Here is a 23721-nt window from a genome sequence, read left to right on the forward strand (position 1 = left end):
GGAGAGGGGATCCCCGTGCCACCCGCGCCTCGATCGTCGCCGCGCGGTTCCTTACCCCGGCGCGTGCACCACCGGCACGGCGGGCGAGCCCTCCCATTCGGTATCGGCCGGAATCGATTCGCCCTTCATGATCACCGTGAGCGGACGCAGCCGCGCATAGTCGCCGACCTCGGTGTCGTACAGCACGGTGGCGAAGGCGCCGACCGTCACGCCGCGCCCGAGCACCACCCGCCCGACCTTCATCACCCGGTCCTCGTAGAGGTGGGTCTGCAGGGCGGACATCCGGTTGACCGACGAGAAGTCGCCGATCGTGACGCAGTCGAACTCGGTGATGTCGGTGGAGAGCAGGCAGATGCCCTGGCCCGTGCGGGTGCCGAACAGGCGCAGCACCCAGGGCAGGAAGGGCGTGCCCATCAGGTGCTCCAGCAGCACCCGTCCGGCGAGCCCCCAGTACATCACCGCCACCGCCTCGGTGCGCATCGCCCACCACGACCACATCGGGTGCATGCCGGGGCGGTAGACGCCCATCAGCAGCCATTTCACCACGACGACGACGAGGGTCTGCACCACCGCGATCACCACGCTCGTCACCACGAACCCGACCGCCAGGCCCGTCCAGTCGCCCGCCAGGATCGCCGGATAGAACACATAATCGATGGCGATGATGGCGCAGGTGATGAACAGCATCGGCGAGAAGGACGAGGTGAAGGCCTCGAACACGCCCCGCCCGATCCGCGGCCAGATGCCGGGCTCGAAGGTCTGGCGCTGGCCGAGGTCGACCTTCTGCCGGGTCGGCAGCTTGATCGGCGGCGAGCCGAACCAGGTCTCGCCCGGGCCCATGCGGTCGTTCGCCGGCGGCTTCGACTTGATGCCGATGAGGACGTCGTCCGGGATGTCGGCGCCCGGCGGCACCACCGCGTCGTTGCCGACGAAGACCCGCGCCCCGGTCCGCACCGGGTCGAGCGTCATGTAGCCGTGGCGCACCTCCTCCTCGCCGTAGACCACCTCGTCGGCGATGAAGTTGCGGGCGCCCACCTCCGCGAGGTCGTAGCGCCCCGCGAGGTTGGTGGAGATCTCGGCGCCCTTGCCCATGCCGGCGCCCATCAGCCGGTACCATGCCCGCATGTAGACCGTGGCGAAGAGCGACGAGAGGGTCTCCAGCGTCACCTCGGCGGCGAGCGCGACCGCCCATTTGCGCAGGTAGACGCCGCTATGGATCGGGTAGCGGCCGGCCCGCAGGCGCGGCAGGACGAGCCAGCGGATCACCGCGATCAGCACCACGGTGCCCGCCGTCATCAGCATGGCCGTCGGCCAGGTCAGGAGCGGCAGGTAGAAGTGGTAGTCGACATCCGTGAGGGTGGCGAGCGAGTCGCTGATCTGGTCGAAGATGTAGAAAGCCGGGAAGATCGGCAGCAGGCCGACCGCCGGGATCGCGGCGAGCAGGCCTGCGTAGATCACGAAGAAGACCGCCCGGCGCACGCGCGAGGCAGTCGGAGGCTCAGGCGTCGCCGCCGGATCGACCGCGCCGACCTTGCGCCCGGGCGAGCCGTCCCAGAGCTCGGCCCGGCCCACCACGGTGCCGGCCGGCACCGTGGTGAGGTCGGCGATCTCGGCGTGGTCCTCGATCCGCGCGCCGTGGCCGATGACGCAGGAGGTGCCGACCGAAACGCCGTCGCCGATCGAGACGCGGCCGATCACGAGTTCGTCGCCCACCACCTCCGCGTTGGCGATGACGAGGCGGCCGCCCAGAGACGCGCCCCGCCCGATGCTGACGAGGTCCGCCGCCCCGATCTCGATGTCGGAGATGACCGCATCGTCCCCGATCTTGGCGCCGAGAAGCCGCAGATAGATGCGGATCATCGGCGAGCCCTGCAGCCACTTGATGTGGACGAGCGGCGTCAGGCGCTGGGTCAGCCACCAGCGGAAGTAATAGGCGCCCCAGAGCGGGTAGCGCCCCGGCCGGGTCCGGCCGAGCACCAGCCACTTCGCCGCGATGGCGATCAGCGCCGTCGCAGCGTTGAGCCCGATATAGACGAGCAGCAGCACCGCCATCTCGGCGAAGAAGCCGAGCTCGCCCCCGGTGATGAGCAGGTAGGTGACGAAGATCCCGAGCCACTGCGCCGTGGCGAGCGCGATGATGAAGGGGAGCACGGCGGCCTGGGCGAGGCCGCAGAGGAAGCGGCGCAGGAGCGGGGGCGCCGCGAAGGAGAGGTCGCGCTGGGCCGTCTCGGTGCCGACGCCGCCGGTCCGGGCGATCAGGCTGTCGGCCATCGAGCGCAGGGTGCGGTGCGCGTAGACGTCCTGCAGGGTGATGGAGGCGAGCGCCGGCGCCTCGCGCACGCCCGAGACGAAGCGCGCGGCGATGAGCGAGTGGCCGCCGAGATCCGCGAAGAAATCCGCCTCGAAGGGGATCGCGACATTGCCGAAGACACGCTTGGCCGCAGCGAGCAGCACCGCCTCGGTCTCGTTGCACGGCTCCTCCTGCTCGCCGGTCGGGGCGGGCGTGGCGAGTTCCACCGCTCGCAGCGCCTTGCGGTCGACCTTGCCGGAAGCCGCGAGAATCGGCAGCGAGGCCACCACCTCGAAATGCCCCGGCACCATGTAGGGGGGCATGGACTCGGCCAGCGCCGCCCGCAGGCGCGGCGTCTCGATCACGCTGCCGCGCTCGGGCACCAGGAAGGCGACGAGGCGGTCGACCCCATCGTCCTGGCGCAGCACCACAGCGGCCTGGGCGATGCCGGCTAGTGCCTGGATCCGCGCCTCGATCTCGCCGAGCTCGACCCGGAAGCCGCGGATCTTGACCTGATCGTCGATGCGCCCGTGGAAGAGGATGCGCCCCTGCGGATCGAGGGAGACGGCATCGCCCGAGCGGTAGAGAACCGGGTCGGAACCGTCGCCGCCGAACGGATTGGCGATGAATTTCTCCGCCGTGAGGTCCGGCCGGGCGAGGTAGCCCGCGGCGACGCCGGGGCCGCCGATCAGGAGTTCGCCCTGTACGCCCGGCCCGACGAGGGCGAGGCGCTCGTCGACGATATAGGCGGTGTAGTTGGCGATCGGCCCGCCGATCGTGACCGGGTCGCCCGGCCGCATCTCGGCGGCGGTGGCGACGACGGTGGCCTCGGTCGGGCCGTAGGTGTTGAAGAGGCGCCGCTGCGGGGTCGCCCAGCGGGCGACGAGGGGCTCAGGCAGAGCTTCGCCGCCGAGCAGGATCAGCCGCAAGCCGGGCACGTCCTGCGTCATCAGCCCGAGCAGGGTCGGCACCGTGTCGAGGACCGTGATGCCGGCCTCGTTGAGGATCCCCGGCAGGGCCTCGGCGTCGCCCATCATGGCGGGGCTTGCCACGAACAGGGTCGCCCCGACGAGATAGGGGACCCAGATCTCCTCCATCGAGAGATCGAAGGCGACGGAGGCGCCCTGGAACACCACGTCGTCCGCGGTGAGGCCGTAGAGGTCGTTGGCCGCGCGCAGGAAGTGGCAGATGTTGCGGTGGCTGATGACGATGCCCTTCGGCACGCCCGTCGAGCCCGAGGTGTAGATCAGGTAGGCCGGGTGATCCGGCGTGAGGCCCGCTTCGCGCAGGTCGGGCGCCGGACCCGCAGCCGCGGCCTCGGCCGGCGTCAGCGCGGGCGTGACCGCGGGTGCGCGGGATTTCAGGGCATCCGAGACGACGAGGGCCTTGGCCGCGGCGTCCTCAAGGCAGACGGCGACGCGGTCGGCGGGCGCTTCGGCGTCGAAGGGCAGCCAGGCGGCGCCCGACTTGGTGATGCCGATCTGGGCGACGAGGAGGTCGGGGCCGCGGGCCATCCAGAGACCGACCACGTCGCCGGGCCCGATGCCGCGGGCGGCGAGCCCGCTCGCGATCGCGTCCGAGCGGGCATCCACCTCCGCGTAGGAGAGGCGCGTCCGCTCTGCATGCGCCCCGTCGATCAGGGCCGGGTGGCCGGCGCGGCGCCGCGCCGTCTCGCGGAAGATCTCCGCCAGCACCTCGTCGCGGAGGAGGTCCGGCCGCACCGGGCCGCGCAGCACCGCCTGTCGGGTGGTCTCGTCGGAGGTCGGGCGGGCGATCCCGGCGGTCTGACTCATGCTCTGCTCCACGGCCCCGGGCCGGTTCGGGCCGTCCCGGCGGGGCGGCCTCCTGCGCTCAAGTGAGGGTTCACGCAGCGAGGCAACGCTTTCGACCGGGGCTTGGATGACTGCGGATCGCGGCGACGGCGCGGCGGCCCGCCGCGACGCGGTGGCCCATGATCACCCACGCGGATGTCTCTCCGGTGAACGCCCGAGGGCCGCCGTGGCTTAACCCTTCCCCGGCCGGCCCGTCCACCCGCAAGCACGGATTCAGATCCACCGATGTCCCGCCGCATCGATCACCAGCACGCGGCCCTGCCAGACGTCGCGGTGCGGCGCCTCGGCGGGCGTGGCGTGCCCGGTCGCGACCAGAACGGCGCGGGCGATGCCGCCATGCGCCACCATCACGGTCGGCTCCGAGAGGGTATCGAGGACGGGGCGCACGCGGTCGAGCAGCATGGCGTAGCTCTCCGCCCCCTCCCCCGGCGGACAATGGCCCCAGCGGTCGCGGTTGCGCGCCGCATAGGCCCGCGGATCGGCCGCCCGGATCTCGCGCCAGGTCCGGCCCTCCCAGGCGCCGAAGCCGATCTCCATGAGGCGCGGATCCGTCGCATAGGCGTCGGGTGCGAGCCCGAGCGCGGCGCGAAGGCGCTCCATGGTCGCCCTCGTCCGCGTCAGGGGGCTCGCCAGATAGGCGAGGTCGTCCGCCCGCGCCCCGAGGAGACCGCGCAGCCGGTCCGCGACCTCCGCCGCCTGCGCGTGCCCCCTGGCATTGAGAGGCGTGTCGCGCTGGCCCTGCAGGCGCCCCTCCGCGTTCCAATCCGTCTCGCCGTGGCGCACGAAGTAGAGGGCGGGGCGGCTCACGGCCGGCCCCCCGCACCCGGCGGAACGGAGCCCGGACGGTTCCGTTATCGTCGACATTCCCGCTTGTTCTCCCTGAAGTCCCGCGCTCCCAGAATCCCGCTCTCCCATGTCGAAGAAGACGCGACACAGCAAGGGCGAGGCCGTGCCGCACGGCCCGCATCCCTCCTCCTCCGCCTGGGCCGCGGCGGCGGCGGGTTTCGAGGCGAAGAGCCCCGGCTCGACCGCCGCCTATAGGGCGGCCCGGCCGGTGGCCGGGCCCGGCCTCGTGGTCGTCCTCCCCGGTCGCCCCTTCGACCTCGCGGCGGTGGATCCGGAGGCCCCCAGAGACGCCGACAAGCCGGCGGCTCAGACCGCCCTGGCCGTGGAGCGGGCGCGGATCCAGTCCTTCCAGGAGCGCCTCTATGCCGAGCACCGCCGCAGCCTGCTCGTGGTGCTTCAGGCGATCGATACCGGCGGCAAGGACGGCACGATCCGCCACGTCTTCGAGGGCGTGAACCCGCAGGGCTGCCAAGTGTGGTCGTTCAAGACGCCGAGCCGGGAGGAACTCGATCACGACTTCCTCTGGCGCTACCATCACCATACCCCCGGCCGCGGCATGATTGGCGTGTTCAACCGCAGTCATTACGAGGACGTGCTGATCGCGCGGGTGAAGGGGCTGGTTCCCGAGCCGGTCTGGAGCCAGCGCTACGATCTCATCAACGATTTCGAGCGGCTGCTGACGCTCTCCGGCACCACGATCCTCAAGTTCTTCCTGCACATCTCCCGCGACGAGCAGAAAAGCCGCCTGGAGAGCCGGCTGCAGGACCCGTCCAAGCGCTGGAAGTTCGACCCTTCGGACCTCGCCGAGCGCGAGGCCTGGGACGACTACCAGGCCGCCTTCCAGGATGCCCTCACGCGCTGCGCGACCGAGCATGCGCCCTGGTACGTGATCCCGGCGAATCAGAAGTGGTTCCGCAATCTCGTCGTCGCGCGAACCATCGCGGATACGCTGGAAGCCATGAACCCGCGCTTCCCGGACCCGCCGGAGGGCCTGGACGGCGTGATGGTGCCGGATTGAGCCAAGGGTTTCCGGGGCAGGCGGACGGCCTCCGCCGCCTCGGCCCGACGCGGGATCGGGCCATGACGCACCGGCCTTGAGCGAGGTCCCGCAATCTGAGACGGCCACGACAGTCTAAATCGAAACTGAGGAGCGTGGCGGTTTCCACGCAGGTCAGGTTCTATTTAGACGGCTTCAGCCGGGAACCGCCTCAGACGTCCAGGTTCGCCACGTTGAGCGCGTTCTCCTGGATGAACTCCCGCCGTGGCTCCACCACGTCGCCCATCAGCTTGACGAAGAGGTCGTCGGCATCGGTCGTGTCCTTGACCTTGACCTGCAGCAGCGAGCGCACGTCGCGGTCGAGGGTGGTCTCCCAGAGCTGCTGGGCGGTCATCTCGCCGAGCCCCTTGTAGCGCTGGAGCTGCAGGCCCTTGCGCCCGAGCGCCATCATGGTCTCGAAGAGCGCGACGGGACCGTGCAGGACGATTTCCTCGCCCTTGCGCTGGAGCGTCGCCGGGGCGTCGTAGATCTGGCGCAGCGCATCCGTGCGCTCGTCGAGCCGGCGCGCCTCCTGCGAGGAGATCAGCGCCTCGTCGAGCACCGCCACCTGACGCACGCCGCGCAAGGTGCGCGACAGGACGTAGCCGCCATCCTTCGCCTCGCCCTCCCAGCCGCGCTCGATCTCGTCCGCGATGGCATTGAGGCGCTTCGCGATCTCGTCGGCCACCACCTCGGCGTGGCTCGGATCCTCGGCGACGGCCGGGCGCAGCGCTCCGGCGATCGCTGCCTGCTCCACCACCGTCCGGTCGTAGCGGGTGTGGAGCCCGTGCAGGATGTGGCGCACGCTGCGGGCCTCGTCGACCAGCGCCTTGAGCTGCGCGCCCCCGAACGCGACGCCGGTCGCGAGGCGTAAGGAGGCCCCCTCGATCCCGCCATCGATCAGGTAATCCTCCAGCGCCCGCTCGTCCTTGAGGTAGATGGCCGAGCGGCCCTTCGAAGCTTTGTAGAGCGGCGGCTGCGCGATGTAGAGGTGACCGCGCTCGATCAGCTCGGGCATCTGCCGGAAGAAGAAGGTGAGCAGCAGCGTGCGGATGTGCGAGCCGTCCACGTCCGCATCCGTCATGATGATGATGCGGTGATAGCGCAGCTTGTCGGGGTTGAACTCCTCGCGGCCGATGCCGGTGCCGAGCGCCGTGATGAGCGTGCCGATCTCCTGGCTCGACAGCATCTTGTCGAACCGGGCGCGCTCCACGTTCAGGATCTTGCCGCGCAGCGGCAGCACCGCCTGGAAGGTGCGGTCGCGGCCCTGCTTGGCCGACCCGCCGGCCGAATCGCCCTCCACCAGCAGGATCTCGCATTTCGACGGGTCGCGCTCCTGGCAGTCGGCGAGCTTGCCGGGCAGCGAGGCGATGTCGAGGGCTCCTTTCCGTCGGGTGAGCTCGCGGGCCTTGCGGGCGGCCTCGCGGGCGGCTGCCGCCTCCGCCACCTTGCCCACGATGGTCTTGGCCTCGCTCGGATGCTCCTCGAGCCAGTTCGACAGGCCCTCGTTGAGCACGTTCTCGACCACCGGCCGGACCTCCGACGAGACCAGCTTGTCCTTGGTCTGCGAGGAGAATTTGGGGTCCGGGACCTTCACCGAGATGATGGCGGTCAGACCCTCGCGGCAATCGTCGCCCGAGAGCGTGACCTTCTCCTTCTTGGCGATGCCGGAGGATTCCGCATAGCCGGTGATCTGGCGCGTGAGCGCCGCCCGGAAGCCCGCCATATGCGTGCCGCCGTCCCGCTGCGGGATGTTGTTGGTGAAGGGCAGCACCGTCTCGTGATAGCTGTCGTTCCACCACAGGGCGACTTCGACGCCGATCCCGTCGCGCTCGGCGCGCACCACCACGGGCTTGGCGACGAGCGGCGTCTTGGTGCGGTCGAGATAGCGCACGAAGGCCTCGACGCCGCCCTCGTAGACCAGCTCCTCGCGCTTGTGCTCGGCGTGACGGGCATCGGTGAGGACGATCCGCACCCCCGAATTCAGGAAGGCGAGCTCGCGCAGGCGCTTCTCGAGGGTGGCGTAGTCGAACTCCACCATCGAGAAGGTCTCAGGGCTCGGCAGGAAGGTGACCTCCGTGCCGCGCTTCTCGCCCGCCGGTCCGACGACGGCGAGGGGCGCCACCGCGTCGCCGTGGCGGAACTCCATCGCGTGCTCGTGGCCGCCGCGCCAGATGCGCAGGCGCAGCCAGGTCGAGAGCGCGTTCACCACCGAGACGCCGACGCCGTGGAGCCCGCCCGACACCTTGTAGGAGTTCTGGTCGAACTTACCCCCGGCATGGAGCTGGGTCATGATGACCTCGGCGGCCGAGACGCCCTCCTCCGCGTGGATGTCGGTCGGGATGCCGCGGCCGTTATCCGAGACGGTGCAGGAGCCGTCCGGGTTGAGGGTCACGGTGACGAGGGTGGCGTGGCCCGCCAGCGCCTCGTCGATGGCGTTGTCGACGACCTCGTAGACCATGTGGTGCAGGCCCGAGCCGTCGTCGGTGTCGCCGATATACATCCCCGGACGCTTGCGCACCGCATCGAGGCCCTTGAGGACCTTGATCGAGTCGGCGCTGTAGGTGTCGGTGGTGAGGTCGCGGGCGGGTTCGGCCATATCGATTCCTGAGCGGGCGGGCGCCGGTGCGCGGACACGCTGTCGAGGAGCGCACGCCGGAACATCTCTGTGGGACGCTCTAGATAAGCATTCCGCCTTGAGATTGCATCGGTTTCGGGCGCCGCAGAGGCGCCCGTTCGTCACATGGCAGGTCCGGGTTAAGGGAGCGGAAACCTACTCCCGGATGCCATCGCGGCTTGCCGCATCGAGGCGGGCGATCGCGGCCGGATCGAGGCTCAGGCGCGCGCCCGCGATCAGCTCGTCGAGCTGCGCGAGCGAGGTCGCGCTCGCGATCGGCGCGGTCAGGCCCGGCCGGGCGACGAGCCAGGCGATCGCCACCTGGGCGGGCGTCGCGCCGTGGGCCTCGGCCACGGCATCGAGCTCGCGCAGCAGCGCGAAGCCCTTCGGGTTCAGGTAGGGCGCGACCCGCACCTCCCGGGCGCGGCCGGCCGCGGCGCCCGCCTCCCGGTACTTGCCTGTGAGGAAGCCCGCGGCGAGGGAGAAGTAGGAGATCACCCCGATCCCCTCGCGGCGGCAGAGCGGTTCCAGCTCCGCCTCGTAGCCCTCCCGCGCGGCGAGGCTGTATTCCGGCTGCAGGCTCTCGTAGCGCGGCAGGCCCGTGCGGGCGGCGACGTCGAGCGCCTCCTGCAGGCGGGCGGCGGAGAAGTTCGAGGCGCCGATCGCCCGCACCTTGCCGGCGCGGATCAGGCGGTCATAGGCGGCGAGGGTCTCCTCGATCGGCGTCTCGGGATCGTCCACATGGGACTGGTAGAGATCGATGCGGTCGGTCTGGAGCCGGCGCAGGGACTCCTCGACCGCCCGCTCGATATAGGCCGCCCGCAGGCCCTTGCGGCCCTCGCCCATCTCCATGCCGACCTTGGTGGCGAGCACGATGCGGTCGCGGCTGCCGCGGTCCCTGAACCAGCGGCCGAGGATCGTTTCGGATTCGCCGCCGCTGTGGCCGGGCACCCAGCGCGAATAGACGTCGGCCGTGTCGATGAAGGTGAAGCCCTGCTCCAGCAGCCGGTCGAGGAGCGCGAAGGAGGTCGGCTCGTCGGCGGTCCAACCGAAGACGTTGCCGCCGAAGCAGAGGGGCGGGACGGAGAGGCCGGAGCGGCCGAGGGGGCGAAGCTGCATGGATCGCGGGCTCACTGCAGGAAGGGGTTGGTGAGACGCTCCTCACCGATCGTGCTCGTCGGCCCGTGCCCGGGAATGAAGGCGAGGTCGTCCCCCAGCGGCAGGAGCTTGGTCTTGATCGAGGCGATGAGGGCCGCGTGATCGCCGCCCGGCAGATCGGTGCGCCCGACCGAGCCGCGGAACAGCACGTCGCCCACCTGGGCGAAGCGGGCCTCCCGGCTCACCAGCACCACGCTGCCGGGGGAGTGGCCGGGGCAGTGCAGCACGTCGAAGGTGAGTTCGCCGATCGTCACCGTGTCGCCTTCGCCGAGCCAGCGGTCCGGCGTCACCGCCCGCGCGCCCTCGATGCCGTAGGCCGCCCCCGTCCCGGGCAGGCGGTCGAGGAGGGGCTTGTCGGCCGCGTGCGGCCCCTCGATCGGCACGCCGAGGCGCTCCTTCAGCTCGGCGGCGCCGCCCGCATGGTCGATATGGCCATGGGTGAGGAGGATCTTCTCGACCGCGACGCCGGTCTTCTCGACCGCCGCGAGGATCCGGTCGAGGTCGCCGCCGGGATCGACCACCGCCGCACGCTTCGTCGCCTCGCACCAGAGCAGCGTGCAGTTCTGCTGGAAGGGCGTGACCGGGATGATGGCGGCGCGGGGCGTGCTCGGCATGGGGTCCTTCGGGGGTGCTGGACGAAGGCGTTGTAGCGGAGATGGCGGCGCGGGGCACCTCGCTCCTCGCGCATCCGGAGGGCTTGCGCGTCCGGGCCGGATCGAGGCCTCGATCGAAACCGAGATGCGCGGAAGCCGCCACGGTCCGAGCCGCGCGGGCTCGATGATCCGGTCTGCGAAGGATCCTTTGCAGACCGGATCACAGGGTCTCCGCCCCTTTCCGCTCCCTCTTTCTTTCCCGGACGAGTGCAGCGTCAGCGGAAGGAGATCCGGGAACCAGCACGAGGACCTGCCGCGAAGCAGCTCCGCTTGTCTCCAGCGTGGCTGACAAGCGGTCGCTGCGCGACTTCTTGTGCTGGGCCCCGGGTCGCATTCCGCTGACGCTGCATGCGCCCGGGAAAGGGGCGGAGATGTCGGGCGACAGGGGACCGTCTCAGGCCGTCGCGTCGGCCCGCCGCCGCGACAGCCACCATCCCTCCCCTGCCAGCCAGGCGCTCCCGTCCGGCGCCGAGCCGCGGCGCAGGCTGCGCACCTTGTCCATCCCGTCTGCCGCGAAGGCCATGCCGAGCCGCGCCGCGCCCTCGCGACTGCGCGCGCCGAGGCAGGGGACGAAGAGCGTCCGGGCGAGAAAGCGCGCCTCGAGGATGTCGGCCGGGCGGCCGGGGCCGCGGCGGCGCGCCAGCAGCAGGCCGCCCCAGCCTCGGTCCGGCGTCAGCGGAACGATCAGGCGGCCGGTCGGCGACAGGGCGTCGAGCCACAGGGCGAGCGGAGCGGTCGCGCCCGCATTCACAGAGACGAAATCGGCCTCCGGCAGAGGGCCCTCCGCACCCGAGCGGGAATGGACGACGACCTGCGGGTAGCCGGCCAGCGCCGCCGCCGCCTGCGCCGCCAGCGTCGGCTCGACCTCAAAGGCATCGACCCGGCCCTCCGGGCCGACGAGTTCGGCGAGGATCGCCGTGTAGTAGCCGCCACCGACGCCGACCTGCACCACCCGCTCGCCCGGCCGCAGGGCCGCCGCGGCGAGGGCCAGCGCGTGCAGGCTCGGCTCGCCGTTGTTGATCCCCTCCCCGGGCAGGAGCGCCACGAGGACGTCCCGGTAGAGCCCGCCGGGATCGTCGGCCGGGACGATCTCGGGGCCGGCCTCGCCCATCACCTGCCAGGGGCCGGGCCCGCAGAAGGCCTCCCGCGGCACGGTCGCGAACGCACGGATGAGGGCGGGGTCGCGCGTCTTCGCCCGGGCTGCCACGAGGCTGGCATAGGCAGCGCGGCGGCGGCTCACATCGGCCATCGCAGGGACCTCATAGGCAGCGCGGCGGCGGCTCACATCGGCCATCGCAGGGACCTCTCGCATCGCAGCGGCGCGAACCCCGCCGGAGCGGCATTCGTTCCATCGTGAACGGATGCCGCTCTCGGGTCTTTGCCCGTATCGCATTGTCTGCGACGAACCGGGATCCACTTCGTCGGAATGGGCGCCAGTCGAACGGCGCCGTGCGGCCGCGGCTCCCCGAGGGCCGTGCCTGACCTTAAAAGGGCCGCGTTGTACACGTCCCCTTCAGGTCCCCGGCCGTTTCCTGGCGCGACAGCCCCTCGGGCCGGGCTCAAGGCACATGAACGCGATCCTCATCAAGCTCTTCGCCACCGCGCTGACGCTGAGCCAGGCAACGACCCGGCCCGAGGCGATCCGCACCCAGTTCGATCCCGCCAAGGACGGGCCGGAGGTGGTGCGGATCCTGCGCGACGGCTGCGCCCATATGCGCAAGGCCTTCGACATCGAGGACATCAATCTCGACGAGCTGATCGCCACCGCCATGGAGGACCCGAAGGCCATCGCGGGCGAGTCCAAGATCCTGCACGGCCTCGACATCGGGGAGCTCAACACGAGCTACAAGCAGTTCTGCAAGGGCGAGAACCCGCCGAATGCGCCCTTCGAGGCGAAGGCCGTGATCGAGTTCTACAACAAGGCGGTGGAGGGGCTGCCGGATGCGAGCGCGCTCAAGACCCTGAAGCTGCCGGGCGTCAGCACGATCCTGGACGGACGCGGCAACCGCTTCTCGGAGGCCGCCGAGCCGAACGGGCGGCGCATCGGCGTGCCCATCGGCCAGATCCCGCCCATGGTCCAGAAGGCGTTCATCGCCGCCGAGGACAAGCGCTTCGAGACCCACCGGGGCATCGACGAGCGCGGCGTGATCCGGGCCTTCATCGGCAACCTCGCCGCGCCGGGCCGGCCGGCCGGCGGCTCGACCATCACCCAGCAGGTGGTGAAGAACCTGTCCGTCGGCGACGACGTCACCTACGAGCGCAAGATCCGCGAGATGATCGTGGCGGCCCGCGCCGAGCAGGTGATGACGAAGCCCGAGATCCTCGGCCTCTACCTCAACGGCATCTATCTCGGCCGCGGCGCCTATGGCGTCGAGATGGCGGCCCGCCTCTATTTCGGGAAGTCGGTCAAGGACCTGACCGTGCCGGAGGCGGCCCTGCTCGCAGGCATGCCCAAGGGCCCGAACTACTACAGCCCCGACCGCTATCCCGATCGGGCGCGCGAGCGGCGCGCCTACGTCCTCACCCGCATGAAGGAGGAGGGCGTGATCGACGAGGCGGCGATGAACGCGGCGCTCAAGAGCGACCTCGGCCTCGTGCCGCTGGAGCGCACGCGCCAGGAGGCCGGCTTCTACTACGTCGACCATCTCGGCCGCGAGGCCCGTTCGCTCGCCGGCCTCGATTCGCTCACCGCCAACGCCTATACGGTGCGCTCGACCCTGAATGCGGGGCTCCAGACCGCGACGGAATCGATCCTCCAGGAGAGCCTGTCCCGCTACGAGGCCGCGACGGGCCGAGCGCGGTTCGAGGGTCCCGAGCTCAACCTCGCGGAAGCGGTCAAGCGCATCGAGGCGGCCGCCGCTCCGGCCCCCGCCGAGCCGCCGCCCCCGCCGGCGCCCAAATCCGGGAAGGGCGCGCCGAAGGCTGCAGCCAGGCCGGCCGGGCCGAAGCCCGCCTGGCAGCGCGCCCTCGAATCCGCCCGAGCCCCCCTCTACGACGTGCATTGGCCCCTCGCCGTGGTGCTGGACACCGGCGCGAAGGGCGGCGCGGTGCGGGTCGGCCTCGCGGACGGGCGCGTGGCGAGCCTCAATCCGGGTCGGGCGCGGGGGAAGCTCGCCCCCTACGACGTCGTGCGGGTCGCCTTGCGCGAGAGCAAGGGCGCGCTGCGGGCGGATCTGCGGATCCGGCCCCAGGTGCAGGGGGCGGCCCTGGTGCTGGAGAACCGCACCGGGCGCATCCTCGCCATGGCGGGCGGCTTCTCCTACCCGTTGAGCCAGCTCAACCGGGTGACGCAGAGCGTCCGCCAGCCCGGCTCGACCCTCAAGCCCCTCACCTACCTCGCCGCGCTGAATGCCGGTCTGCAACCCAACACCCTGGTGATGGATGCGGCCGTGACCCTCCCGCCGATCGGCGGCGTCGGGCAGTCCTGGTCGCCCAAGAACTACGAGGGCGGCGGCTCGGGGCCGACGACGCTGCGGCGCGGCCTCGAACACTCGAAGAACCTCGTCACGGCCCAGCTCCTGCGCGGCGGCATTTCGGAGCGGCCGGAGCAAAGCCTGAAGCGGGTCTGCGACATCGCCCTCGAAGCCCAGCTCTACGCGGAATGCGAGCGCTACTACCCGTTCGTGCTCGGCGCCCAGCCGGTGCGGATGATCGACCTCGCGGCCTTCTACGCGGCGATCGCCAACGAGGGCGAGCGGCCGAGTCCCTACGCCCTCGAATCCGTTTCGCAGGGCGACACCGTGGTCTACCGGCGCGCCGAGCGGTCGCCGGCGCGGATCGGTTCGGCCGACCGCGTCGCCTTCTACCAGATCAAGAGCCTCCTCCAGGGCGTGACCCAGCGCGGCACCGCGGCAGCGCTCGCGCGCTTCTCTCCCTATGTTGCGGGCAAGACCGGCACCTCGGAGGACGAGAACGACGCTTGGTTCGCGGGCTTCACCAACGAGATCACCATCGTGGTCTGGATCGGCTACGACAACGCGGACGGGCGGCGGCGCACGCTGGGCCGCGGCCAGACCGGCGGCCATCTCGCGGTACCGGTCTTCGCGCAGATCCTCCAGGCCGCCTGGGCGAACGGCGTGCCGAAATCGCCGCTGGCGCCGCCGAGCCCCGAGGCGCGCCACCTGATCGCGGACGCACCGATCGATCTCCATTCCGGCACGCGGCTCGCGGGCGGCCCCCTCATGGAGCATTTCCGCCTTCAGCCGGACGGGCGGCTCGCCGACACGCAGTACCGCCTCGTACCGCAGGAATCGCTCTACGCCATGCGGCCGGACACGGACCGGGACGGCGACGTGGTGGATGGCGGGCGGCCCGAGGAGATCCGGCGCCCCGAGGACGATCAGTACGATCCCTTCGCCGAACTCGGCCGCCAGCTCTTCGGCGGCGGCCCGCCGCCGATCCGCCGTGCCCAGCCGGTGCCGGCTCCCGAGCCGGTCTGGCCCGGCCGCTCGGCCCGCTCGCCCTTCGGCGACGACGACGACGGCTTCCGCCGGCCCCGCCGCCGCGATCCCGACTATCTCTTCGGCGAAGACCCGACCTATTGACCCGGGGCCACTCCCCCCGGCCCCCGATTCCTAAGGATTCCCGCTCGTGCGCCAAAGCCTGACGGCCCGATTCCTCGCCGCGCCGCTCCTCGCCTTTCTCGCGGCGACGCCCGCGCTCGCCCAGTACCGCACCAAGGACGTGCCGAATGTCGCCGGCCTCGATGCCGGGGCGATCGCGCCGAACACCATCGCGTTCACGGACCACCGCGACAACCCGGCGAGCCCCGAGAGCGGGCTCACGCCCTTCCTCGACTGGAGCCGCACCCAGCCGGTGCAGAAGGCGGTGCTCGCCCCCCACCCGGATTACGTCGAGCCCGACTACAAGGTGACGGTGAACGGAACGACCAAGCCGCGCCACGAGACCCTCAAGGTCTATGTCGCCGAGGCGCGCTTCGTGGTGCCGCGGGCTCCCGACCGGATCGAGCTGAGGCGCTTCGCCTCGCTCGCCTTCCTCAGCCGGATGGACCCGGCGATCAAGCACAAGACCCTGAGCCCGGCCGACGTCACGCCGACCAAGGACCCGGCGGCTTCCTTCGCCAAGCGGCCGGACCGGCCCTGGTGCGCGGCGCCCGAGACGCTCTGCATAGAGTCGCGCTACGACCTCGAAGGCAAGCTGCCGCTCGGCGTGAAGCTCGCCAACAAGCTGGAGGAAGGCGGCAAGAAGATCGCGGAGTTCGTCTCGTTCCAGAGCGAACTGCGGGTGCTGCCGCCCGAGGAGGCGACCAAGCTCGCCAGCCTGACGAGAATCGAGGCGCCGGTGGCGGGCGCGCTCGAGCAGAACATTTTTTGGGTCAACCAGATCCTGCGCTTCGGCAAGTTCCTGGCGGTGCTGCAGCCGGCCGCGAACGACCCGAACAAGACGGTCGTCACCGCCTATATGGCGCTCGGCATCAAGGCGGATGTGCTCGACCGCAAGAAGGAATACGAGCGCGTGCCGGTGCTGCGCAACCTGCTCCCGGCGCAGGTGCTGATGGGCAATTCCTCGTTCAACACCGGCAGCTCGATCAGCGCCGGCCTGCCCACCTATGCGCGCAACCGCATCGCGGCCTTCGCTGACGCGCTCGCCAAGGAATGAGCGTAAAAGCGGTCGGGCGCTGCGGGCGGCGCCCGATCGGATCTCAGAAGCCGCGGTTGCTGATGCTCGGCACCGAAGGCTGCGTGAACGCGCGGTTCACGTCGGGCCGGCGCTGGGTGCCGTTGGTGTCGTTCGAGCGCACGTAATTCTGCGTGTTGAAGGTCTCGCTGAAGGCGGAGCGGTCGGCCTCCATGCTGGTGCAGGCGGCGAGCAGCGCGACCAGCGTGCCGGCGGCGGCGAGGGACGAGAGCTTCATCGGTCGGTCCTGTGGGCGGCGGAAGCTGCCCTCCTCGCGGGGGATCGGGGCGCCGTCAAGGCGGGCCAAGCGGGCGGGTGCGGTTTGCCGCCCGCCGTGTCCGCCGCGCCGCGGGGATGCGGATTGTGTGGAGAGCCGCGACTCCTGGCTGGTGCGGGCAAGCGCTTTGCGCGACAGTTCGACTCGATGAGCAACGTCGTTCCCCTGCGCGCCCGGCCCGCGCCCGATGCGTCCGCCCGCGAGACTGCCGCGGTCGTCTCCGACCTCGTGGCGATCGCCGAGCAGCTGCACGACATCGGTGCGCGCACGGCGACCCTCGGCCGGCCGCGGCCCGAGACGGAGCGCACGGTGCAGATGCTCCTCGACGCCGTGACCTCGGTGGAGCGCGCCCTCGACGCCATCACGGATGGCGGCGACTACTCGCCGTTCTGACGCCGGTTCGCGCGGGGCCGATCACGCCCTGTCCGGCCCCGCGCATTCACGCTGCCGCCTCGATCATGCTGTGGAACACCGCGCCGTAGTGACAGGCGGCGGCGGCCAGCACGAAACCGTGCCAGATGGCGTTCTGGAACGGCAGCCGCTGCCAGAGATGGAAGACCACGCCCGCCGAGTAGAGCAGGCCGCCAGCGGCGAGCAGCGCAAGCGCCTCAGGCGCGAGCAGCCCGATCACCGAATCGTAGGCCGTCACCCCGCTCCAGCCGAGCGCGAGGTAGAGGCCGACCGCGAGCCGGTCGAAGCGGCCGGGCAGCGCGAGCTTGATCGCCACCCCCGCCACCGCGAAGAGCCAGATTCCTGCGAGCAGGCCCCAGGCGAGGCCGCCAGCGCCGACCAGGGTGACGAGCGGCGTGTAGGTGCCGGCGATCATCAGGAAGATCGTGGCGTGGTCGGCGCGGCGCAGGAGCCACTTGAGCCGGCCGACCGGCCACATGTTGTAGACGGCCGAGACGCTCAGCATCGCCACGAGGCCCGTCGCGTAGATCCCCACCGACACCCGCCCGGAGGCGTCGAGCCGAATGAGGAGCGCGGTGACGACGAGGGCGAGCGCCCCGATCACCGCAAGGGCGACCCCGAGGACGTGCACGATCCCGTCCGCCAGAAGCTCGCGGGGCGTGTAGGCCCAGTGCAGGGAGGGCGGCCGGCCGTCGTCGGCGGGAGCGTCGGCGTGTCCGGTCGTCGTGCGCATGCGGGCTCCGGGCTCGGCCGGCGGCTTGGCCGCCACCGTCCCAGGAGAGCATCAATCGCCCGCGCGGTCACCCCGCGTCAGGCGGTCATGCACGCGACAGAGTGGCGATGCGGGCATGCACCGCGGCCATGCCGAGGACGAGCATCGCCGTGACCTGATGGGCGAGCCCGGCCCAGAGCGGCACCGCGAGGAGGAGCGTCGTGATGCCGAGAGCCGCCTGCGCGGTCACGAGGCCCAGGATGGCGCCGGCCCGCTTGGCCGCACGGCTGCCGGGCCGCGTGCGGAAGAGGTCGAGCCAATGCAGGGCCGCGACCGCGAGGAGCCCGTAGGCCGCCAGCCGGTGGTTGAGCTGCACCAGCGCGACGTTGTCGACGAAGTTCTCGATCCAGGGCGTGACCGCGAAGAGGCCCGAGAGCGGCGGGATGAAGGCCCCGTCCATCAGTGGCCAGGTGTTGTAGGTGAGCCCGGCCTTCGAGCCCGCGACGAGCCCGCCGAGCGCGATCTGGACGAGCATGAGGAGCGGCAGGGCCAGTGCCGTCAGCCGCAGCCGGCGCGGCAGGGGCTCGTCCGGCGCCCGGTCGAGCCCGGCGGCGAGCCAGACGAGGCCGGCGAAGATGGCGCTGGCGAGGGTCAGGTGCGCGGCAAGCTTGATCGGCGCCACGGCGGTCATGCCGGGCTGAAGGCCCGACGCCACCATGATCCAGCCGACCGCCCCCTGGAGGCCGCCGAGAACGCCGAGGCCGAGGAGGCCGAGGCCGAGCCGCCGGTCGAGCCGGCCCGTCCACCAGAACCAGCCGAGCGGCAGGAAGAAGGCGAACCCGATCAGCCGGCCGAGGAAGCGGTGTCCCCACTCCCAGGCGTAGATGACCTGGAACTCGGCCAGCGACATGCCGCGGTTGAGGATGTCGTATTGCGGCGTTGCCCGGTACTTGGCGAATTCCTCCGTCCAGGCCTCGGCCGAGAGCGGCGGGATCGCCCCGGTCACCGGCTTCCATTCGGTGATCGAGAGGCCCGAGCCGGTGAGCCGCGTGGCGCCCCCGACCGCCACCATGGCGATCACGAGCGCGGCCATGGCGAAGAGCCAGCGGCGGACGGCGGCGCGGGAGCGGGGTGCGGCGCCGGCCCCGGCGGGCGCGGCGGACGAGGGAGCGAGGGCGGCGCTGGTCATGGGCGCGCCTCTACGCGCGGGGGGCTGGCGGGCGCAACGCTCGACGGTGCCGCACCCGCCCCTGCGTCCCCGCCGCCGATTGCGGGCGCCCGTCCCCTCGCGTAGGCGGGCGGGCAGTTCTTGCCTTCTGCTCCCGGAGACCTGCGATGCGCCGCCGCACCCGCTCGCTCATCGGCACGATCCTGATGATCGCCTTCGTGATGATCTATGCGCCGCTGGCGATGACCGTCGCCGACAGCCGCATCGCCGAGACGCCCCCGCTGGTCCAGTCGATCCTGTACGCCCTGCTCGGCATCCTGTGGATCTTTCCCCTGATGCCGCTGATCCGGTGGATGGTGCGGCCGGATGGCGACGCCGCTTGACCCGACGGCCGGTTTTTCGCCGCACTCCTCGGCAAGAAGCCGCCACGGTGTCCCGGCGATTCCCGGGCGCCCCCTCCGGCTTTTCGTTCCCGACCAAGGCAGTTCCCGGCCCATGCGCCACGCTTTCGTGATGCTTTTCCTTCTCGGCCCGCTCGCCGGCACCGCCCTCGCACAGGGCGCCCCGCGCTCCGTCGCCGATTGCGAACGCATCCGGGGCGATCTCGCCTACAACCAGTGCCTGTCGCTGTTCGGCCCGGCCGCCCCCACGAAGGGCGCCATCGCGGCGCCCGCCGCCACCGAGGTCCGCCTGCCGCCCGCCACTGCCGCGGCGGAGGAGGCCGAGCCCGCCCCCACCTATCGGGGCCGGCGCCGCTACGGGCGGCGCATCCATCGCGGCCGGCAGAGCGCGAGCTTCGCGGTCGTCAGCAGCGGGCGCCACCGCCGCCGATGAGACTCAGGCCACATTGAGCCGCCGCCCGCGGTTCCAGGCCAGGAACGGCACGCCCGAGAGAAGCGCCGCAAGCGCCGCGTCGGTCTGGAAACAGCCATTGACCGAAACCCGCGGCAGGGCGTGGAGATGCTCGGCATGGGCCGCGAAGAGGTGGCCCGGCCGCGTCGTCACCGCGGTGGCGAAGCCCGCCGCGGCGGCGAGCGCGAAGTCCCGCGGGCCGGCCGAGGTCGGATCACCCACCGGATAGGAAAAATGCTGCGGCACCCGTCCGAGTCGGGCTGCGAGGATCGCGCGTGATTCCGCGATCTCCCGCCGCGCGGTCGCGGCGTCGTGCTTGGCGAGCATCGGGTGGGACAGGGTATGCGCCCCGATCGTCACGTCGGGATCCTCCGCGAGCGCGCGCAGTTCGTCCCAGCCGAGGCAGAGCTCCCGGGCGATGGCGGCTGCGTCCAGGCCCGCCTCGCGGGCGAGCCGCGCGATGGCTGCGCGCAGCCTCTCCTCGGCACCGGCGCGCAGGGCCCGGTAGACCTGCACGAAGGCCGCGCTCTTCTGCGCGGCATCGGCGGCCGGCAGGTCGAGGCCGGCCTCCGGCACCCGCACCCGGTCGAGGCGGAGGATCGCCCGTTCGAGCTCCAGCCACCAGAGCCGGCCGGCTCCCTCCGCGAAGTCGGTCGTGACGAAGAGCGTCCAGGGCGCGCCGTGCCGGAGCAGCACCGGACGGGCATGGTCGCGGGTGTCGCGGTAGCCATCGTCGAAGGTGAGGACGGCGAAGGGCCGCGCCTCCGGCCGGCGCAGGCGCCCGGGCACCGCATCGAGGCCGATCAGGTCGAAGCCGCGGCGGCGCAGGATCGTCAGCACGCGGTCGAGGAAGTCCGGCGTGATCGCGAGCAGGCGGTTCGGCGCATAGGCGCCCGGCGGCTCGGGCCGCACATGGTGGAAGGTCAGGATCACCCCGAGCCCCCGCGCGGCGGGCGCGAGCCAGTAATCGGCCCGGGTCGTGGCGATGGCCGCGAACCCGGCGCGGAACAGGCGGAGACGGGTCTCGGCGGAGAGCATGCGCCCGAGGCTAGCGGCGGCCCGCCAAGGATTCGTTACCGATGCCACGCGAAATGGAGGGCGGGCGCGGCGGCCGGTCGGCTAGGGTGGCGCATCGGGAGCCGCCCCGGGGCGGGCCATGGGGGACGCAAGGGGACATGGCGGGGCTCGCGGTCGATCTGTCGGGGGCAGAGCGGGTGCGCGCAGCCGCGCCGATCACCCTCGTTCCCGAAGCCTTCGCGACCCTGGAAGCCGCCGAGGCGCTCTGGCGCGACCTCGAAGCTGCGCGTGACGTCGTGATGACGCCCTACCAGCGCTTCGACTGGGCCGTCGCCTACATGGCGACGGTCGGGCGCGAGGCGGGAGCCCGCCCGCTCGTCACGGTGCTGCGGGATCCGGCCGGACGGGTCCGGCTCCTCCTGCCCCTGGCGGTTCGCCGCGAGAGGGGCCTGACGATCGCCCGGATCATCGGCGACCGGCACGCGAATTTCCACATGCCGGTCTTCGCGACACGCGAGGCGGCGGCGCTGAGACCTGAGGCGATTGCCGCGGCCCTGCGCAGTCTCGGCCGCGCCGCCGGCATCGACGCCTTCGCCTTCACGCATCAGCCGCAGATCTGGGAGGGCGTTGCCAATCCCCTGGCCGTCGGCGGCACACCCTCGGCGAGCGATGCCTACGGGATGCTCCTCGATCCGGATGCGGAGACGACTACCCGGCGCCTGTTCAGCGGCGATGCGCGGCGCAAGCTGCGCCAGAAGGAGAAATGGCTCACGGCCGCGCACGGCCCGGTCACGCACCGCGTCGCGGCGACCCGCGAGGAGGCGGATGCGATCCTGGCGGCCTACCTGGCCCAGAAGGCGGCCCGCTTCGCGAAGCTCGGCCTGCCCGATCCCTTCGCCGAGCCGGCGGCGCGGGACTTCCTCGCCGCAGCGAGCCGCCCGTCGCCCGCCGGAGCGGCGGCGCTCGAGCTCCATGCGCTGCGGGCGCAGGCGGACGGGCGCATCCTTGCGACCTTCATCGGCGTCACGGATGCCCGCCGCTTCAGCGGCATGCTGACCTCCTTCGATCCCGATCCTTCGCTCGCCCGCTTCAGCCCCGGCGATCTGCTGCTCCACGGGCTCGTCCGCGACCAGATCGAGCGGGGCCGCCTCGCCCTCGATCTCGGCGTCGGCGAGGCGCATTACAAGGCGAGGATCTGCGACGAGACCATCCGGCTCGTGGACGGGCTGGTGCCGGTGAGCCCGCGCGGCCGCCTCTTCGCTGTCGCCGCGCGCCTGGGCGTGACGGTAAAGCGCCGCATCAAGCGCAGCCCGCGGCTGAGAGCGCTGGCCGACCGCCTGCGCCGCGTCCTCCGGCGGCCGGAATAGAATCGTCCCGGAACGATTTCCGCATCGGAACGGCATCGGACATTGAACCAAACTCGGCCATGCGCGTCTCCTCGTGGGAGCGGCCCGCGACGGACGGGCCGCGCAACACGGAACGACCCATGACCAAGCTGAAGACCCTCGCGCTGGCGGCCGTGTTCGCCGCGGTCTCGATCCCCGCCTTCGCGCAGGGCGGTTCGCCCTACAACGCCTCCGGCTCGCAGGCCGGCGGCCCGCTCGCCGGCCGGGAGCGCGCGGTGGGCGCTCCGGGCGGCAGCCCCGCGGTGAGCGCGACGCCGCGCCAGCACCGCACGATGAAGCACCGCCGCACGCAGCGGCACCACCGCCCCATGCGCTGACGGGCGGTTTTCGGTCCGATGACCGCACGCGCGTCCGTCAGGCGCTCCGATGGGTACCTGACGGATGCGCGTGACCCGACCGCGTGATCGCTCCGGCGGATCAGGCGGCGTAGATTGGGAAGGCGGCGCAGAGCGCCTTGACCTCCGCACGGATGCGGGCGGTCAGGACCTCGTCGGAGGGCGTCGCCAGGACCTGCTCGATCCAGCCGGCGATGGTCCGGAACTCCGCGCCACCGAAGCCGCGGGCCGTCCCGGCATTCGAGGAGAGCCGCAGGCCCGAAGGCGCCTCCGGCGGGCGCGGATCGAAGGGAATCTGGTTCTTGTTGACCGCGAGCCCGGCCCGTTCGAGCGCCTTGGCCGCCACATCCCCGGTGATCGCCCGGCTGGCGAGATCGACGAGCATCAGGCCGCAATCCGTCCCCCCGGCCACCAGCCGCAGACCCGCCGCAGCGAGCGCGTCGGCCAGCGTCCGGGCATTGTCGAGCACGGCCTGATTGTAGGCGCGGAATTCCGGCCGGAGCGCCTCGCCGAAGCAGGCCGCCTTCCCGGCCACGGCGTGCAGCATCACCGAGCCCTGAACGCCCGGGAAGATGCCGTGGTTGATGCGGTCGCTCAGCCCCTCGTCGTTCCACAGGACGAGGCCTCCCCGGGCGCCGCGCAGCGACTTGTAGGTCGTCGAGGTCACGACGTGGGCGTGCGGGAACGGGTGTGGGTAGAGGCCGGTCGCCACCAGCCCGGCGACATGCGCCATGTCGACCATCAGGAGCGCCTCGACCTCGTCGGCGATCGCGCGCAGGCCCGCGAAGTCGAGGGCCCGGGAATAGGCTGAGCCGCCCGCGACGATCATCCTGGGCCGGTGGGCCCGGGCGAGATCCCGCACCTCGTCGAGATCGACGCGCTCGGTTTCCCGGTTCACCCCGTAGCGGACGATTCCGTAGTCGCGGCCCGTCAGGGTGGCCGGATGGCCGTGGCTGATGTGGCCGCCGGCGGCGGTGTCCATCGCCAGAATGGTGTCGCCGAGCTTCAGCAGGCCCAGGAACACGCCCGCATTGGCATTCGAGCCGGAATGCGCCTGCACATTGGCGAAGCGGCAGCCGAACAGGCGCGTCGCCCGCCGGATGGCGAGATCCTCGATGGCATCCGCGAACTCGGCCCCGCCGTAATACCGCGCGAAGGCGAGCCCCTCCACGGTCTTGTTGGTCAGGACCGAGCCCTGCGCCTCCAGCACCAGCCGGGAGACGATGTTCTCGGAGGCGATCAGTTCGATCCCGTCCTGCTGCCGGGCGAGTTCGCCCCGGATCGCCGCGGCGAGTTCGGGATCGGCGTCGAGACCCTGCGTGAAGTAGCCCGCGTGACAAAAGGACATCAGCCGTCGTCTCCGGTGGTCGTCCTGCACTGCATAGGCCGGCATGCCGCCCGCCGTCACCGCGGCCGGCATCCCATCGCGGCGGGCAGCACCGCTCAAGCCTTGCAGGATCGGCCCCCTCCCCTC

At 71.5% G+C, this 23721-nt stretch carries 19 protein-coding genes; 8 read left to right on the forward strand and 11 right to left on the reverse strand.

The features are described 5' to 3' along the window. Window positions 1-51 precede the first annotated feature (51 nt). On the reverse strand, window positions 52-4083 hold the full coding sequence (locus MNOD_RS27630) for a Pls/PosA family non-ribosomal peptide synthetase (RefSeq protein WP_015932277.1): 4032 nt from the start codon (window positions 4081-4083) through the stop codon (window positions 52-54). Window positions 4084-4335: 252 nt separating this feature from the next. Continuing rightward, window positions 4336-4929, reverse strand: a complete 594-nt coding sequence (locus tag MNOD_RS27635; protein WP_015932278.1) for a histidine phosphatase family protein — start codon at window positions 4927-4929, stop codon at window positions 4336-4338. Window positions 4930-5035: 106 nt separating this feature from the next. Here MNOD_RS27635 and MNOD_RS27640 point away from each other — a divergent pair, with 106 nt between their 5' ends. After that, a complete protein-coding gene (locus MNOD_RS27640) occupies window positions 5036-5986 on the forward strand; it encodes a polyphosphate kinase 2 family protein (protein ID WP_015932279.1) in 951 nt (316 codons plus the stop codon). A 190-nt stretch (window positions 5987-6176) separates the two neighbouring features. Here the strand turns inward: MNOD_RS27640 and gyrB are convergent, their stop codons facing one another. The 4 genes from gyrB to MNOD_RS27660 form a co-directional block, all read right to left on the reverse strand. Further along, window positions 6177-8603, reverse strand: a complete 2427-nt coding sequence (gyrB, locus tag MNOD_RS27645) for a DNA topoisomerase (ATP-hydrolyzing) subunit B (RefSeq protein ID WP_015932280.1) — start codon at window positions 8601-8603, stop codon at window positions 6177-6179. Window positions 8604-8777: 174 nt separating this feature from the next. Beyond that, entirely contained in the window at window positions 8778-9740 is a 963-nt protein-coding gene (locus MNOD_RS27650; RefSeq protein ID WP_015932281.1) for an aldo/keto reductase, read from the reverse strand. 11 nt (window positions 9741-9751) lie between these two features. Beyond that, window positions 9752-10393 (reverse strand): MBL fold metallo-hydrolase, encoded by a 642-nt coding sequence (locus MNOD_RS27655; protein ID WP_015932282.1) that lies wholly within the window; start codon window positions 10391-10393, stop codon window positions 9752-9754. A 433-nt stretch (window positions 10394-10826) separates the two neighbouring features. Continuing rightward, complete coding sequence (locus MNOD_RS27660) at window positions 10827-11681, reverse strand: protein-L-isoaspartate O-methyltransferase family protein (RefSeq protein WP_043752256.1); 855 nt, start codon at window positions 11679-11681, stop codon at window positions 10827-10829. Between the two features lie 319 nt (window positions 11682-12000). Between MNOD_RS27660 and MNOD_RS27665 the strand changes: the two genes are divergently transcribed. Continuing rightward, a complete protein-coding gene (locus MNOD_RS27665; protein WP_015932284.1) occupies window positions 12001-14976 on the forward strand; it encodes a penicillin-binding protein 1A in 2976 nt (991 codons plus the stop codon). Window positions 14977-15022: 46 nt separating this feature from the next. After that, complete coding sequence (locus MNOD_RS27670; RefSeq protein WP_015932285.1) at window positions 15023-16051, forward strand: hypothetical protein; 1029 nt, start codon at window positions 15023-15025, stop codon at window positions 16049-16051. A gap of 43 nt (window positions 16052-16094) precedes the next feature. On the opposite strand, the gene MNOD_RS27675 is transcribed toward MNOD_RS27670, so the two are convergent. Continuing rightward, window positions 16095-16307, reverse strand: coding sequence for a hypothetical protein (locus MNOD_RS27675; protein ID WP_015932286.1), 213 nt, complete (start codon window positions 16305-16307; stop codon window positions 16095-16097). A gap of 186 nt (window positions 16308-16493) precedes the next feature. Between MNOD_RS27675 and MNOD_RS27680 the strand changes: the two genes are divergently transcribed. Then, the gene (locus MNOD_RS27680; RefSeq protein ID WP_015932287.1) at window positions 16494-16739 is read left to right on the forward strand and encodes a hypothetical protein; all 246 of its coding nucleotides are present in this window, start codon (window positions 16494-16496) and stop codon (window positions 16737-16739) included. Window positions 16740-16785: 46 nt separating this feature from the next. Here the strand turns inward: MNOD_RS27680 and trhA are convergent, their stop codons facing one another. Then, window positions 16786-17490: a PAQR family membrane homeostasis protein TrhA gene (gene trhA, locus MNOD_RS27685; protein ID WP_015932288.1), complete on the reverse strand. Its 705-nt coding sequence runs from the start codon at window positions 17488-17490 to the stop codon at window positions 16786-16788. Window positions 17491-17575: 85 nt separating this feature from the next. Beyond that, entirely contained in the window at window positions 17576-18658 is a 1083-nt protein-coding gene (locus MNOD_RS27690) for a COX15/CtaA family protein (RefSeq protein WP_015932289.1), read from the reverse strand. Window positions 18659-18804: 146 nt separating this feature from the next. On the opposite strand from MNOD_RS27690, the gene MNOD_RS27695 reads away from it, so the two are divergent. Beyond that, window positions 18805-19020: a DUF2842 domain-containing protein gene (locus tag MNOD_RS27695; RefSeq protein WP_015932290.1), complete on the forward strand. Its 216-nt coding sequence runs from the start codon at window positions 18805-18807 to the stop codon at window positions 19018-19020. Window positions 19021-19132: 112 nt separating this feature from the next. After that, a complete protein-coding gene (locus MNOD_RS27700; RefSeq protein WP_015932291.1) occupies window positions 19133-19471 on the forward strand; it encodes a hypothetical protein in 339 nt (112 codons plus the stop codon). A gap of 3 nt (window positions 19472-19474) precedes the next feature. Here MNOD_RS27700 and MNOD_RS27705 read toward each other — a convergent pair whose 3' ends face one another. Beyond that, window positions 19475-20527, reverse strand: coding sequence for a polysaccharide deacetylase family protein (locus tag MNOD_RS27705; protein WP_015932292.1), 1053 nt, complete (start codon window positions 20525-20527; stop codon window positions 19475-19477). A 137-nt stretch (window positions 20528-20664) separates the two neighbouring features. Here MNOD_RS27705 and MNOD_RS27710 point away from each other — a divergent pair, with 137 nt between their 5' ends. Both MNOD_RS27710 and MNOD_RS27715 read left to right on the forward strand, forming a co-directional pair. Next, window positions 20665-21873 carry a GNAT family N-acetyltransferase gene (locus MNOD_RS27710; protein WP_043749542.1) on the forward strand — a complete coding sequence of 403 codons (1209 nt, stop codon included), beginning with the start codon at window positions 20665-20667 and terminating at the stop codon, window positions 21871-21873. Window positions 21874-21992: 119 nt separating this feature from the next. Beyond that, the gene (locus tag MNOD_RS27715) at window positions 21993-22229 is read left to right on the forward strand and encodes a hypothetical protein (protein WP_015932294.1); all 237 of its coding nucleotides are present in this window, start codon (window positions 21993-21995) and stop codon (window positions 22227-22229) included. A gap of 100 nt (window positions 22230-22329) precedes the next feature. On the opposite strand, the gene MNOD_RS27720 is transcribed toward MNOD_RS27715, so the two are convergent. Next, window positions 22330-23595: a serine hydroxymethyltransferase gene (locus tag MNOD_RS27720; RefSeq protein ID WP_015932295.1), complete on the reverse strand. Its 1266-nt coding sequence runs from the start codon at window positions 23593-23595 to the stop codon at window positions 22330-22332. Window positions 23596-23721 lie beyond the last annotated feature (126 nt).

The sequence above is a fragment of the Methylobacterium nodulans ORS 2060 genome (assembly GCF_000022085.1).
Classification (GTDB): Bacteria; Pseudomonadota; Alphaproteobacteria; order Rhizobiales; family Beijerinckiaceae; genus Methylobacterium; species Methylobacterium nodulans.